A 13375-nucleotide genomic window follows, 5' to 3' on the forward strand; every position below is an offset into this window, starting at 1 on the left:
CTGGAGGAGTGATCATGGCAGCTGTATGCCAGGTGACCGGTGCAGTCCCGAACTTCGGGCACAGCATCTCCCACTCGCACCGTCGTAACAAGCGTCGGTTCGACCCGAACATTCAGAAGAAGCGCTACTGGGTTCCGTCCCTGCGCCGCAACGTCACGCTGACCCTGTCGGCCCGTGGCATCAAGACCATCGACGTGCGCGGCATTGACGTCGTCGTCGCCCAGCTGCTTGCGAAGGGTGTGAAGCTCTAATGGCAAAGGACAAGGACGTACGTCCGATCATCAAGCTGAAGTCCACCGCCGGCACCGGTTTCACCTACGTGACCCGCAAGAACCGTCGTAACGACCCGGACCGCATGGTCCTGAAGAAGTACGACCCGGTCATCCGCAAGCACGTCGAATTCCGTGAGGAGCGCTAAGCACTATGGCGAAGAAGTCCAAGATCGCTCGTAACGAGCAGCGCAAGGTCGTTGTCGAGCGCTACGCCGCGAAGCGTGCCGAGCTCAAGAAGACCCTGGTCGACGAAAACGCGACCGACGAGGCCCGCGAGGCTGCCCGCCTGGGCCTCCAGAAGCTGCCCCGCAACGCCTCTCCGGTGCGCGTCCGCAACCGCGACGCCATCGACGGCCGTCCGCGCGGTACCCTCCAGAAGTTCGGCATCTCCCGTGTCCGCTTCCGCGACATGGCCCACAAGGGCGAGCTGCCGGGCATCACCAAGTCCTCCTGGTAAGCCACCCGGCTTCCGGATAACGAAGGCCGCACCCCGTTTGGGGTGCGGCCTTCGGGCTTTTAAGCGCGGATGTGCAGACGCTGCCCGGGGATCTGCCCGGGCAGCGTTGGGGCGTGTTGCCGCCGGCGAAACCTATTTCAATGAGGTCCGTTCCCGGGGGACGGGGACGTGACCCCCGTAACTCCAGGCGGGTTCCCCGGCCCTCGCGGGACGCCAGAGGTGGTGAAATAGCTCCGAAAACCCAAAAAAACCGCCGAATTCCGCCAAAATCGCGCGTTTCTGTCCCTAGCGGCTGGTAGTTTCCTACTCAGAAGTTCCGTAACCGCGGGGCGCCCCGCCTGCCGTTTGGCCGGGGGGAGAGATAGTCCAGGAGGACATGAATTGGCTATTAACCGTAGTGAGCTCGTTGCTGCCGTTGCCCAGCAGACTGGCAAGTCCCAGGTCGAGGTAAACGGCTTTTTGGACGCAATGTTCCAGGTGTTCGTGGAGCAGGTTTCCCAGGGCGAGAAGGTGTCCATCCCGGGCTGGCTGTCCGTGGAGCGCACCGACCGCGCAGCGCGCACCGGCCGCAACCCGCAGACCGGCGAGACCATCCAGATCCCGGCCGGCCACTCCGTGAAGCTGACCGCCGGCTCCAAGCTGAAGGCCGCCGCCACCGCCAAGTAGGCTTTCGCGGTTCGGCGCCGCGGCCCTGGGCCGCCGCACTGGACTGCGCTGCCGGGCTGCAGCACCGGTCTGCAGCGTTGAATTGCAGCACTGAACTGCAACACTGAACTGCAACACTGAAATGCAGCACCCAACCGTCGCGGCATGCGGCAGGTTTCCGGGCCCGTCCTTCCCTGCGGGGGAGGACGGGTTCCCGTGTTTCCCGGCAGGGAAGGACGGGCCCCGCAGGGGCTCTGCGCCTGCCCCCTGACGGGTTCCCTTCAGCCGGGTCCCCTTCAGCGGGGTTCCCTTCAGCCGAGTCCCCTTCAGGGCGGTCCGGCGCCTGGCCGGACGCCGCCCGGGGCATTCCCTTCCGTGGGGAGGGGGAGGCCAATTTTGGTAGGATCATCCAGCGGCCCCGCCTTCCGGATGCCGCGCCACCCGAGGGCCCGGCGGCCCGGGTCCGAAGCCCCGGACCGCAAAGGCAAGGAGCGAACCGTGGAGCACCGCAGCCAGCGCATCCTGCGTGGCTGGCTGGGCGCCCTTGCCGCCACCTCCCTTGCTGCGGCCTCGCACGGCATGGTCGGCGGCTCCCTGCCGCCGCTGCCGGTCCTCGCGCTGACCCTGGCCCTCTCCGGCGCCATCTGCACCGCCCTGTCCGGGCGCGGACTTTCCCTGCTGCGCACCTCCGCCGGGGTGCTGCTCAGCCAGGGCATCTTTCACCTGGTCTTCGGCATCGGCGCACACCGGCACGCCGCCGGCCGGCTGACCGAAACGGTCTCCCACCACGGCACCGAAACCAGCATCGTCTGGACCGCGGCCACGGCAACGGCCCCGCTGGCGCCGGAGGGTGCTCCGCTTCTCGAGGCCCCGCTCCTCGAGGCCCCGCTCCTCGAAGCGCCGATGCTCGCGGCGCACCTGGCCGCGGCCCTGCTGACCATTGCGGTCCTGCGCAAGGGCGGCCTCGCCATGCGGGCGACCGCGGAGGCGCTGCTGCTGACCACCCCGGTGGAGATCCTGCGCTGGAAGCCCGCCCCCGCCGTCGTGCGCCTCGCGCGGCCCGCAACCTGCCAGGTGCCGGGCCTGCCGGACCTGGGCGTCCCCCTGCTGGCGTTACGCCACCGCGGCCCGCCCGCCTGCCCCGCCTCCTAGCCCGAAGCAGAAGCAGGCCCCCACGAGGGGCGGAAGGACAACCTTATGAACCCGCAGCACAGCACTGCCCGCCCGGGATGGCGGCGTTTTGGCGCCACCCTCGCTACCGCAGCAGCAATTGGAGGCGCGGCCCTGGCCTGCGCTCCCGCAGCCAGCGCCCACGACTCCGTGGTGGATTCCACGCCGGAGGACGGGGCGGAACTGGCCACCTCGCCCACCGAGGCCACCCTGCGGTATTCCGCGGACCTGAACAAGCTCGGCACCGTCGCGCAACTCAAGGACGCGCAGGGTCAGCAGTTCGGGGCAGACCCCAGTGTCTCCGGCGACACGCTCACCGTGGACTTTGGCGACCCGCTGCCCGACGGCGACTACACACTCACCGTGCGGGTAGTGTCCTCCGACGGACACCCCGTGGACGGGACGCTGGAGTTCAGCGTCGAGATCCCAGGGTCCTCCGCCAGCCCGGCGTCCCCGGCCGCCGCGTCCGCTCCGTCCTCCAGCCCGGCCGCGCTCGGCACGCCACAGCCGACCGCGGAGTCGCCCGAGGATGCGATCGTGGAGGCAGCCGCCCCCGGCGGGCTGCCTCCCGCAGCCGTCTGGGGAATTGCCGCAGCCGCCGTGCTCGCGGCAGGCGCGGTCGTCCTGGCCAAGGTCCGCCGCCAAACCAAATAGCACCGGTCCACCAAGCACGGGTCCGCCTGGAGCCCAGCCAAAGGGCGTCGAGGTGCCCAACCCCGCCGCCCAACCCCGCCGCCCAACCCCGCCGCCCGCCTTCGCCGGTACAGGGGCCTGGCGGGGGAAGGGCGGGCTCTGGGCATGAGGCGGGGGCCACAATAGGCCCCGCCCGGTACCGGGCGCGCCTTCCCGGGTGAAAGAATGGAAGGCGTGCCCGGCGCGGCGCACACACTTACCGAGGGAAATGTGGCAGGGAGAATGGTCAACACGCACGCTCCACGGGGCAGGGGCGGGAAACAGCTTCCCGCTCCCTCCACCGACAGGTCCGACGCGGGCCTCTGGAAGGTCCTGGCCCTGCCCGCCGCCCCGGTGGCCGTGCTGGCGCTGGTTGCCGCCCTGGCCTACTCGGGCGCGGCCGCTGCCGGGCAACTCGCGGACCCGGGCGCCCTCACGCGCTGGGGCCTGCCGGTGGCCCGGGCCCTGGTGCACTTCTCGATGGCGCTGGCCGTCGGCGCGCTGGTTTTCGCCGCGGCCGTGCTGCCGCGCTCCACCCGGCCCCACCGTGCCCGTCGCGACGGGGACGGTGGGGCCGGCACCACCGACGGCGGCAGCGAACACCCTGCCTTCGCCCGGTCTATGAACGTGGCCGCTACTGCCGCCGTGACCTGGACCCTGGGCGCCGCCGCCGTGCTGGTGCTCACCTTCTCCGACATCGCCGGCCTTCCGCTGAGCCTGGACCCCGCCTACACCGCGGCCATGCTTGACTACATCCAGAGCATCTCCCTGGGCCAGGCGTGGGCCTGGATGGTGGCCCTCGGCGCGGTGGTTTCCACCCTGGCCTTCGGAGTCCGGTCGCCCGCCGGGGTAGGCCTGGCCGCCGTCGCGGCCCTCGGCGGAGTCGTCCCGATCGCGCTGGTGGGCCATGCCGCCGGAGCGGATGACCACTGGGGCGCGGTCAACGCGATCGGCCTGCACCTGCTGGGAGCCTGCCTCTGGGTCGGCGGCGTGCTGGTCCTGGCCCTCACCGCGGGGCTGCTGCAGGGACCCGCCCCCGGGCGCTACGCCGGTGCACGGCCGGTCCTCGCCGGCGTCGTGCTCCGCCGGTTCTCCGCGCTGGCAACCGTGGCGTTCCTGCTGGTCCTGGGCTCCGGCGTCGTTTCCGCCGCCATCCGCATGGACTCATGGGAGCAGCTGGCCACGCCCTACGGCGGGCTTATCGCGGCCAAGGCCGTCCTGACCCTGGTGCTGGGTGCGCTCGGCCTGGCCCACCGCCGCCGCACCATCCCGCAGCTGGAGGCCGGGAAGTTCTCGGCCACCCGGGCCACGTGGCGCATCGTTGCGGTCGAAGCGGCGGTCATGGCCGCCGTGATGGGCCTGGCGACGGCCCTGGGACGCACGGCCCCGCCGGCCGGCGAGGACGCCCCCGCCGCAACCACCCCCGCCCGCCTGCTCACCGGGTACGACCTGCCGCCCGAACTGGGTGTCTCCAGCTGGTTCACCGTCTGGCGCATCGACTGGCTGTGGGTGGCTGTTGCGCTCTTCCTGGCCGCCGCCTACCTGAAGGGATTCCGCTCCGTGCGCCGGCGCGGCGACAAGTGGCCGGTGCTGCGGCTGCTCTCCTGGTTCACCGGCCTGCTGGCCCTTGTCTACGTTACCTCCGGGGCCCCCGCCGTCTACGGCATGGTGCTGTTCTCGGTACACATGGTGGACCACATGTCCCTGACCATGGTGGTCCCGATCTTCCTGGTCCTCGGAGCTCCGGTCACGCTGGCCCTGAAGGCGCTGCCGGCACGCACGGACGGCACCCGCGGCCCCCGCGAATGGATCCTGGCGCTGGTCCACTCGACCTATTCCAAGGTCATCACGCATCCGGTGTTCGCCGCGGCCAACTTCGCCGGTTCGATCATCGTCTTCTACAACACGGACCTGTTCGGCTTCGCGCTGCGCGAGCACGTGGGCCATGAGCTGATGAACCTGCACTTCCTGCTCACCGGCTACATCTTCGTGCTCACCATGATCGGAGCGGATCCGCTGCCGCGCCGCGCCCCGTACCCGATGCGGCTGGTGATCCTGCTGGCCACCATGAGCTTCCACGCCTTCTACGGCATCTCGCTGATGAGCGGGGACTCGGTGATCCAGGCCAGCTGGTTCGGCAACATGGGCCGCGAATGGGGCCCGGACGCGCTGGAGGACCAGAAGGTCGGCGCCGGCGCCATGTGGGGGATCGGCGAGGTCCCCACCCTGCTGCTGGCCTTGGGCGTCATGGTCGCCTGGAGCCGGGCCGACGCCCGCGAGACCAAGCGCAGGGACCGCCAGGCCGACCGCGACCACGACGCCGAGCTGCAGGCCTACAACCAGATGTTTACCCAACTGAAGAAGCAGGACGAGGAGATCGACCGCCGTGGCCGCTAACCACCCGAAGACCACGACGGCGGCACGCGCCGCCGCGGCCGCCCTGACGCTGGGCGCCGGCCTGCTCCTGGCCGGCTGCGCCGGGGGCGCCGAGCCGGTGGCTACGGCGGATCCGCACGACTGGCGCACCGGACAGGCCCCGGCGTCGTCTTCCGCGGCACCCGCCCCGGCCAGCGGGTCCGTGGAGGACGCCACCCCGGAGGAGTACGCCGTGGCGGCCGGCATCGTGGAGGCCTACACGCTGGGCTTCACCCAGTCCGCCAAGGCCTCCGCCGCAGACCTGGCGGCGCTGCGCGAACCGGCCACCGACACCCTGGAGGGCGTGGTGGTGATTCCCTCCACCTGCCAAAACGTGCTGGAGGGACTGAACTGGTCCCCGGCGCAGCTGGGAGAGGACGCCGCCCGGACCGACTTCACACCGGAGAAGGGGAACATTACCGGATCGATCGAGGTCGCGAAGGTCCCCGAACGCTCCCGCCTGGAGGCGCACTACGCGCTGGTGGAGGAGCTCCTGGGTTCCTGCAGCAACCTGCGGATGAACATCCAGACGGAGAACGCGGACGGGTCCACCACCTCCGAGACGGTGCCGCTGAAATCCGAAGCCCCGGCCGTGGCGCAGGGCACCGCCGACTCGGCGCTGCTGTGGACGCGCGGAACGCAGGGCAGCAGGTGGCAGCAGCAGTCCCTGGTGCTGATCAAGGAGAAGGGCGGCCACGTCGCGATGGTCTCCTTCATTGCCGCGTCCGGGGTGGACGCCGCGGAGGTCGCCACGATCGCCACCGGGGTGCTCAACGCGACCCTGGCCGCGCTGGAGTGACCTTTCCCGGCCGCACGTGATCCCGCCCGCATCCTGATCCCGGTGGCCTTCATCACCTGTGGGTCCGGCAGGGACCAAAGCCCGTCGCACGCCGTCACGTGGGGACGCCGCTTATCCCGGCAGCGGGGATAATGGTAGGCAGACCACGTCAGCCGACAACGTTCCAGGAGTTCCCCGTGACCGCTGAATCCGCAGAATCCGTCCGCGCCGCCTACCGCGTCCGCGCCTCCGACCTGGTGGGCCGCAACTGGCTCAACACCGGGGGGAAGCAGCTGGGCCTGGAGGACCTGCGCGGCAAGATCGTCATCCTGGACTTTTGGACCTTCTGCTGCATCAACTGCCTGCACGTGCTGGATGAGCTGCGTCCGCTCGAGGAGAAATACAGGGACGTCGTGGTGACCGTCGGCGTGCACTCCCCGAAGTTCGAGCACGAGGCCGACCCGGTGGCCCTGGCCGCCGCGGTGGAGCGCTATGAGATCCACCACCCGGTCCTCGACGACCCGGAGCTGGCCACCTGGCAGGCCTACTCCGCCCGCGCCTGGCCGACCCTGGTAGTGGTGGATCCCGAGGGGTACATCGTCGCGCACCTTTCCGGGGAGGGCCACGCCAATGGCCTGGAGGTCCTGGTCGAGGAACTCATCGCCGAGCACGAGGCCAAGGGCACCCTGCACCGCGGATCCGGCCCCTACGTGGCCCCGCCGGCCCGCGAAGGCGACCTGCGCTTCCCGGGCAAGGCCACGGCCCTGCCCAACGGCAACTTCCTGGTGGTGGACACCGGACACCACCGCCTGGTGGAGCTGGGCAACGACCTCTCCACCGTGGTGCGGACCTTTGGCGAGGGCACCAAGGGCTTTGCCGACGGCCCGGCCACCGAGGCGCGCTTCAACGAGCCCCAGGGTGCCGCCGTCCTGCCGGAGGCCCTGGCCGCCCAGGTCGGCTACGACGTCGTCGTCGCCGATACCGTGAACCACCGCCTGCGCGGACTCTCGCTCGCCGACGGCGCGGTGCGCACCCTCGCGGGCAACGGCGTGCAGCGCCTGCTGGATTCGGGCCTCGCCGCCAAGGGCGTCGGCGACGACGGCGCGGCCCTGGTCACCGACCTCGGCACCGACCCGCTGAACACCTCGCTGTCTTCGCCCTGGGACGTGCTGTGGAGCGCGAAGGCCGGCCGCATCGTCATCGCGATGGCGGGAACCCACCAGATCTTCAGCTTCGATCCGCTGAGCGGCGCGCTGGCCGTGTTCGCCGGCACCGGCCTGGAGGGCCTGCTCGACGGCCCGGCGGAAAACTCCTGGTTCGCGCAGTCCTCCGGCCTGGCCGCGGACGCGAACGGGGACATCTGGGTCGCCGACTCGGAGACCTCCGCGCTGCGCGTGCTGCGCCTGGCTGAGGACGGATCCGTCGCCGCGGTGGAGACCGCGATCGGGGCCGGCCTGTTCGACTTCGGCTTCCGCGACGGCCCCGCCGCGCAGGCCCGCCTGCAGCACCCGCTGGGGGTCACCGTGCTCCCGGACGGCTCGGTCGCCGTCGCCGACACCTACAACGGCGCCGTCCGCCGCTACGAGCCGGCCACGGGGAACGTCTCCACGCTGGCCCGCGGCCTGGCCGAGCCCTCCGACGTCCTGCTGGACACCACCGTCGACGGCGAACCGGTGCTGCTGGTCGTGGAGACCAACCAGCACCAGCTGGTGCGGCTGCCGCTGCCCAAGGAGGCCCTGACGGTGGACGAGGGCGCTTCCCAGACCCAGCGTCCCAAGACCCGCGTGGCTCCCGGCCGGCACCAGCTCGTGGTCCGCTTCGCCGCCCCCAAGGGCCAGAAGCTGGACGACCGCTGGGGTGACCCGACCCAGCTGAAGATCTCTTCCTCCCCGGAGGAGCTGCTCCTGGGCGGGGGAGGCACCTCCGTGGGCCTGACCCGCACGCTGGAACTGAACCCGGAGGTGCCCGAGGGCGTCCTGCACATCACCGCCCGCGCGGCCGCGTGCGACGGCGAGCCCGGCGGCGAAATCCCGGACCACGCGGCGTGCCACCTGTACCAGCAGGACTGGGGCATCCCGGTGGTCCTGGATGCGGCGGGGGAGACGGAACTGGCTTTGGACCTGCGCGGCCTGGACTGATCCCACCGGCGCCGCCCGCGCGGTGCCGGCACTTTCCGGCGCAGTCCTCCACGTGGCGGCCGGGCACGGAAGCGCTTCCGTGCCTGGCCGCCGCTGTGTGGCGCGCCGGGAGCCTCCTGCACGGATTCTCCTCCCTGGACCCCCCTTGCCGGGTTCCCCTGGTGCGGTCCGCCCCTCGCCAACGTCCGCCCGCTTAGTTAGTATTGCTAAGCAACTGCTTTGCGGGAGGTTCGGATGTCCGGGGTCGAGCGCGACGACGCAACGGCCGGTGCGGGCGTTCCGGAACCGGTGGAGCCGGACCGCCTTGCGGCGGAACTGCGGGTGGCCATCATGCGCGCCTCGCGCCGGTTGCGCACCGAGGCCAGCGGGGAACTGCTGAAGCCCGCCCAATACTCGGTGCTGGGGGCGCTTCAGCAGGGCAGCCGGACGATCGGGCAGCTGGCCAGGGGGGAGATGGTCGCCGCGCCGTCGATGACGCGGATCGTCCAGCACCTGGAGGACGCGGGCTGGACCAGCCGCCAGCCGCATCCGGATGACGCCCGCCAGGTGGTGGTATCGATTACCGGTGCGGGTCGGGAGATCCTTCAACGCGCCCAGGCCCACCGCACGGCGTGGCTGGCGCGGCGGCTGGGGGAACTCGACGCCGCGGACCGGCGCATCCTGGCCCGGGCCGCCGAGCTGCTGCAGGGAATGTGCAGCGAATGAGGGGGAGGCCGTGGAGGCCGCCCCGCCCCAAGGTTCCCAGGCAGCCGATGTTCGCGGCCCTGGCCACCCCCAACTACCGGTTGTGGGTGGCCGGGACCCTGGTCTCCAACACCGGCACGTGGATGCAGCGCGTTGCCCAGGACTGGCTGGTGCTCACCGTCCTGACGGACCACTCCGGCACGGCCGCCGGCATCACCATGGGACTGCAGTTCCTGCCGATGCTGCTGCTGGGCCCCTATGCGGGCCTGGTCGCGGACCGGTACCACAAGCTGCGCGTCCTTCGCCTTACGCAGGCCGCCAGCGGCACGTTCGCCCTGGTGCTGGGCCTGCTGGTGATCACCGGCACCGCCGAACTCTGGCACGTCTACGGACTGGCGCTGGCACTGGGCATGGCCAGCGCCTTCGACGCCCCCGCCCGCCAGTCCTTCGTCTCCGAAATGGTCGCCGCCGACCTGGTCCCCAACGCCGTCGCGCTCAACGCCGCCTCCTTCAACACAGCCCGGCTGTTGGGACCGGGCCTGTCCGGTCTGCTGATCGCCGGGCTGGGCACGGGGCCGGTGTTCCTGCTCAACGCGGCCAGCTTTGCCGCCGTCATCTTCGCGCTCAGCCGCATGCGTGCCGACCAGCTGGTGCCCGCAGACCGGACCCCGCGCGGCAGGCGCCAGATCCTGGAGGGACTCAGCTACGTCAAGGGACGGCCCGACCTGGTCCTGATCCTGGTGCTTGCGGCGCTGGTCGGCACGTTCGGCCTGAACTTCCAGATCACCAACGTGCTCATGGCCACCACCGTCTTCGGGCTCGGCCCGGAAGGCTACGGGTTCCTGGGAACGGTAATGGCGCTCGGCACGCTGGGCGCGGCCCTGATGGCGGCCCGCCGCGTTGGCCCGCGCATGCCCTACGTCATCGGCGGTGCCATCGGATTCGGCGCCTTCTCGGTCCTGGCGGCACTGATGCCGGGGTACTGGTCCTACGCGGCGGTGCTGGTGCTGGTGGGAATGGCCTCGGTGACCTTCCTGAATTCGTGCAACGTGAGCATCCAGTTGGGCGTCGACCCCCAATACCGTGGCCGCGTGCTGGCGCTGTATATGTGCGTCATCATGGGCGGCACCCCAATCGGCGCCCCGGTCGTCGGCTGGCTCGGCGACGCCGCCGGGGCGCGGTGGGCGGTGGCCGCGGGCGGGACCGTGGCCCTGGCCGCCGGACTGGGAGCACTGCTGGTGGTGCTGCGCCGGAAGAAGGCGATGCGGGACGCCGAACAGGCTGCGGCCCCGGCACGGGACGATGGCCAGGGGCCGGAGCATCCGCCCCTGGAGGTCCCGGACCCTCCCTAGCGGGCTGGGGGCCCCTCCTCAGCCGGCCCGGACCTTCCCTGGCCGGCCCGGACGCCGCCACCGCTGGCGCCGGGGACGGGTCAGTCGCCGGCGGTGGGGGAAATCCGCACCCCGGCACTGTTGGCAGTCAGGCCTGCGGTGAAGGAAAAGACCTGGGTGACGGTCCGCTCCTCGTAGGCCCCGGTGACCAGGTCCTGTTCCACCAGGGACAGCTGTGCTCCGACCTCGAGCGGCCGCACCACCCAGCCGCCGTCAAACGCGGTGATCTCCGGGACCGGGTACTTCGTGATGGACCACTTGATGGTGGAGGAGGACACCCGCGAGTTGGTGGAGTAGGCCAGCGGGCAGCCGGCGGGTTTGAGCACCTGCTGGGCGGCGCACCCGTCCAGGTACTCCTTGAGTTGGGCCTGGACCGCGTCCACCAGTTTCGCGGTCGGTTCGGTGGTCAGCGTCAGTCCCCCGCGGCGGGCGGTTTCCGCCGAATCGACCACCAGGCGCTCGGCGAACGCCTGCACGTACTCCGCGGAGAAGTGGGCCTCCACGACGGCGGGCAGGAACACGGGGAAATCCTGTGCCCCTTCGGCCAGCGGAGACACCAGGCCGTTCACGGTCACCTCGCTGGTGCTGTCCGCGGCCACCCGAACCTTGGGCAGGTCCGCCGGCTCGAATGCCCACCGGTCGAACACCAGCAGGCTCTTCCCGGCGCGGCGCAGTTGCCAGGAGGTCTGCCGTTCTTCCCCGCCGACGCTGTATCCGGCGCTCACCACGGCCGTGTCCCGGTCCTTATGCTCGACGCCCACCACGGTGAAGCCCTCCACGGCCCGGACAGAACTGCGCAGCCCCTCGCCGTCGAGCAGCAGCGGATTTCCCGCCGGGACCTCGGCGCCCAGCAGCCCCAAGGCCCGACCGCCCTCGCCCTCCCGCAGCAGGGCGAAGTAGTCCTTCACCAGCCGTTCCGGGCCCAGCACGAAGCGGTTGACAAGGGCCACGGCGGCCAGGCCGGCCACCACGACGGCAACCAGGGCCGCCGCCCACAGGACGGTGGCCTTGAATGGTCCGGATGCGCTCTTCACGCCCCCTAGGTTACCGGCGCCGGCGGCGCCGGGTTTGGAACATGCCCCGAAGCAGTTCCTGCCCCATCGCTCCGGCCGCCTCGATCGCCGTTTCAAGGACCCGCTCCACGAGCGGGTCCGGCCCCCCTTCCGGCCGGGGCGACCGGTCCCGCGGGACCGGCACGGGGCGGGAACTGGGCCGCCCGAGGATGTCCTCCTCGATCCGGCGGGCCTCCGCATCGATCTGAGCCTGAGCCTGGGCCTGGGCCTGGGCCTGATCCTGGGCCTGCCCGGAGCCGGGCAGGCCCCCGCCCACGGGTTTTCCCGGGAGATCCTGGGCGGGGGCCCGGTCCCGCGGAGGGGCCGGCGCCGCACCCTTGAGCTTCTCAAGGGCGGAGGCGCGGTCCACCGCGGTCCCGTAGGCGGCGAGCAGCGGCGAGCCGGCCACCACCTGCCGGATGGTACCGGCGGGGGCGGGGCCCATCCGGGAGACCGGGCTGCGCATCCGGGTCCAGGCCACGGGGGCCGGCGCGCCGCGTTCGTTCATCACCGTCACGATGGCCTCGCCCGTGCCCGCCGTGGTGAGGGCCTCCGCCAGGTCATAGTCGCTGACCGGGAACGTGGAAACGGTGGCGCGCAGCGCCCTGGCGTCGTCCGGGGTGAAGGCGCGCAGGGCGTGCTGGATGCGGTTGGCCAGCTGGCCCAGCACTTCCTCCGGCACGTCTTTGGGCGTTTGGGTCACGAAGAACACGCCCACGCCCTTGGAACGGATCAGCCGCACGGTCGCGGCCACCGCCTCCAGGAACGCCTTGGATGCGCCACGGAAGAGCAGGTGCGCCTCGTCAAGGAAGAAGACCAGGCGGGGCCTGTCCGCATCCCCGACCTCCGGCAGTTCCGCAAAGAGGTCCGCCAGCAGCCACATCAGGAAGGTGGAGAACAGCAGGGGCTTTTGCAGCAGGGTGGGCAGCTCCAGGCAGGTAATTACGCCGCGGCCGTCGGGTGCGGTGCGCAGCAGTTCGGCGGTGTTGAACTCGGGTTCCCCGAAGAACCCTGCCAGGCCCTGCGCCTCCAGGTTCACCAGTTCCCGCAGCAGCACCCCGGCGGTGGCTTTGGACAGGCCCCCGAGCTCCTCCAGTTCGGGTCGGCCGGCCGCGCTGGCCAGGTGGGAGATGACGGCGCGCAGGTCTTTGAGGTCATACAGCTCCAGGTCCTTTTGGTCCGCGTAGTGGAAGACCAGCTGGAGGCTGGACTCCTGGGTCTCGTTCAGGTCCATGACGCGGGAGAGCAGCAGCGGGCCGAAGGAGGCCACGGTGGCGCGCACCGGCACCCCGGCCCCGTCGCCGCCCAGGGCAAGGAACTCCACCGGGAAGCCCTGGGCCACCCAGTCCTGGCCGACGGCGCGGGTGCGCTCCAGCAGCTTCCCAGTAGGGGAGCCGGGCACGGCCAGCCCGGAGAGGTCCCCCTTGATGTCCGCGAGGAAGACCGGGACGCCGGCGGCGGAGAGCTGTTCCGCCATGACCTGCAGCGTGACCGTCTTGCCGGTGCCGGTGGCACCGGCCACAAGTCCATGCCGGTTCATCATCCGCAGCGGCAGCCGCACCTGTGCCTCGGGTCGCAGCTCGCCTCCGGTCAGCGCGGCCCCGAGGTCCACCGCTGGACCTTCAAACGCGTATCCGCTCCGGATCCTGTCCGCCTGCTCCGAGGGTGTGCTCTTCGCCATGAGCCCAGCCTACGTCGGGG

General features: G+C 71.1%; 13 protein-coding genes. 11 read left to right on the plus strand and 2 right to left on the minus strand.

From position 1 onward, the window contains the following. The first annotated feature begins 14 nt into the window (after nucleotides 1-14). The 11 genes from rpmB to NCCP_RS04235 all read left to right on the plus strand — a co-directional run bounded on the left by rpmB (nucleotide 15) and on the right by NCCP_RS04235 (nucleotide 10583). Nucleotides 15-251 (plus strand): 50S ribosomal protein L28, encoded by a 237-nt coding sequence (gene rpmB, locus NCCP_RS04185; RefSeq protein WP_149955988.1) that lies wholly within the window; start codon nucleotides 15-17, stop codon nucleotides 249-251. Beyond that, on the plus strand, nucleotides 251-418 hold the full coding sequence (rpmG, locus tag NCCP_RS04190; protein ID WP_149955989.1) for a 50S ribosomal protein L33: 168 nt from the start codon (nucleotides 251-253) through the stop codon (nucleotides 416-418). The genes rpmB and rpmG overlap by 1 nt, the downstream gene beginning before the upstream one ends. Before the next feature lie 5 nt (nucleotides 419-423). Further along, the gene (rpsN, locus tag NCCP_RS04195; protein ID WP_149955990.1) at nucleotides 424-729 is read left to right on the plus strand and encodes a 30S ribosomal protein S14; all 306 of its coding nucleotides are present in this window, start codon (nucleotides 424-426) and stop codon (nucleotides 727-729) included. Nucleotides 730-1110: 381 nt separating this feature from the next. Continuing rightward, nucleotides 1111-1395, plus strand: coding sequence for an HU family DNA-binding protein (locus NCCP_RS04200; RefSeq protein ID WP_149955991.1), 285 nt, complete (start codon nucleotides 1111-1113; stop codon nucleotides 1393-1395). A gap of 477 nt (nucleotides 1396-1872) precedes the next feature. Further along, the gene (locus NCCP_RS04205) at nucleotides 1873-2526 is read left to right on the plus strand and encodes a hypothetical protein (RefSeq protein WP_149955992.1); all 654 of its coding nucleotides are present in this window, start codon (nucleotides 1873-1875) and stop codon (nucleotides 2524-2526) included. 45 nt (nucleotides 2527-2571) lie between these two features. Continuing rightward, a complete protein-coding gene (locus tag NCCP_RS04210; protein ID WP_149955993.1) occupies nucleotides 2572-3198 on the plus strand; it encodes a copper resistance CopC family protein in 627 nt (208 codons plus the stop codon). Between the two features lie 261 nt (nucleotides 3199-3459). Continuing rightward, nucleotides 3460-5613, plus strand: a complete 2154-nt coding sequence (locus tag NCCP_RS04215; RefSeq protein WP_149955994.1) for a bifunctional copper resistance protein CopD/cytochrome c oxidase assembly protein — start codon at nucleotides 3460-3462, stop codon at nucleotides 5611-5613. Beyond that, the gene (locus NCCP_RS04220) at nucleotides 5603-6430 is read left to right on the plus strand and encodes a hypothetical protein (protein WP_149955995.1); all 828 of its coding nucleotides are present in this window, start codon (nucleotides 5603-5605) and stop codon (nucleotides 6428-6430) included. Before NCCP_RS04215 ends, NCCP_RS04220 begins: the two co-directional genes overlap by 11 nt. A gap of 131 nt (nucleotides 6431-6561) precedes the next feature. Beyond that, nucleotides 6562-8547 carry an NHL domain-containing thioredoxin family protein gene (locus tag NCCP_RS04225; RefSeq protein ID WP_149955996.1) on the plus strand — a complete coding sequence of 662 codons (1986 nt, stop codon included), beginning with the start codon at nucleotides 6562-6564 and terminating at the stop codon, nucleotides 8545-8547. A gap of 234 nt (nucleotides 8548-8781) precedes the next feature. Further along, on the plus strand, nucleotides 8782-9252 hold the full coding sequence (locus tag NCCP_RS04230; protein WP_149955997.1) for a MarR family winged helix-turn-helix transcriptional regulator: 471 nt from the start codon (nucleotides 8782-8784) through the stop codon (nucleotides 9250-9252). Between the two features lie 47 nt (nucleotides 9253-9299). Beyond that, nucleotides 9300-10583, plus strand: coding sequence for an MFS transporter (locus NCCP_RS04235; RefSeq protein WP_149955998.1), 1284 nt, complete (start codon nucleotides 9300-9302; stop codon nucleotides 10581-10583). 80 nt (nucleotides 10584-10663) lie between these two features. On the opposite strand, the gene NCCP_RS04240 is transcribed toward NCCP_RS04235, so the two are convergent. Then, nucleotides 10664-11656 carry a hypothetical protein gene (locus tag NCCP_RS04240; RefSeq protein ID WP_149955999.1) on the minus strand — a complete coding sequence of 331 codons (993 nt, stop codon included), beginning with the start codon at nucleotides 11654-11656 and terminating at the stop codon, nucleotides 10664-10666. 10 nt (nucleotides 11657-11666) lie between these two features. Beyond that, nucleotides 11667-13355 carry a helicase HerA-like domain-containing protein gene (locus NCCP_RS04245; RefSeq protein ID WP_149956000.1) on the minus strand — a complete coding sequence of 563 codons (1689 nt, stop codon included), beginning with the start codon at nucleotides 13353-13355 and terminating at the stop codon, nucleotides 11667-11669. Nucleotides 13356-13375 lie beyond the last annotated feature (20 nt).

Origin of the sequence: Zafaria cholistanensis (assembly GCF_008580665.1) — a bacterium.
Taxonomy (GTDB): domain Bacteria; phylum Actinomycetota; class Actinomycetes; order Actinomycetales; family Micrococcaceae; genus Zafaria; species Zafaria cholistanensis.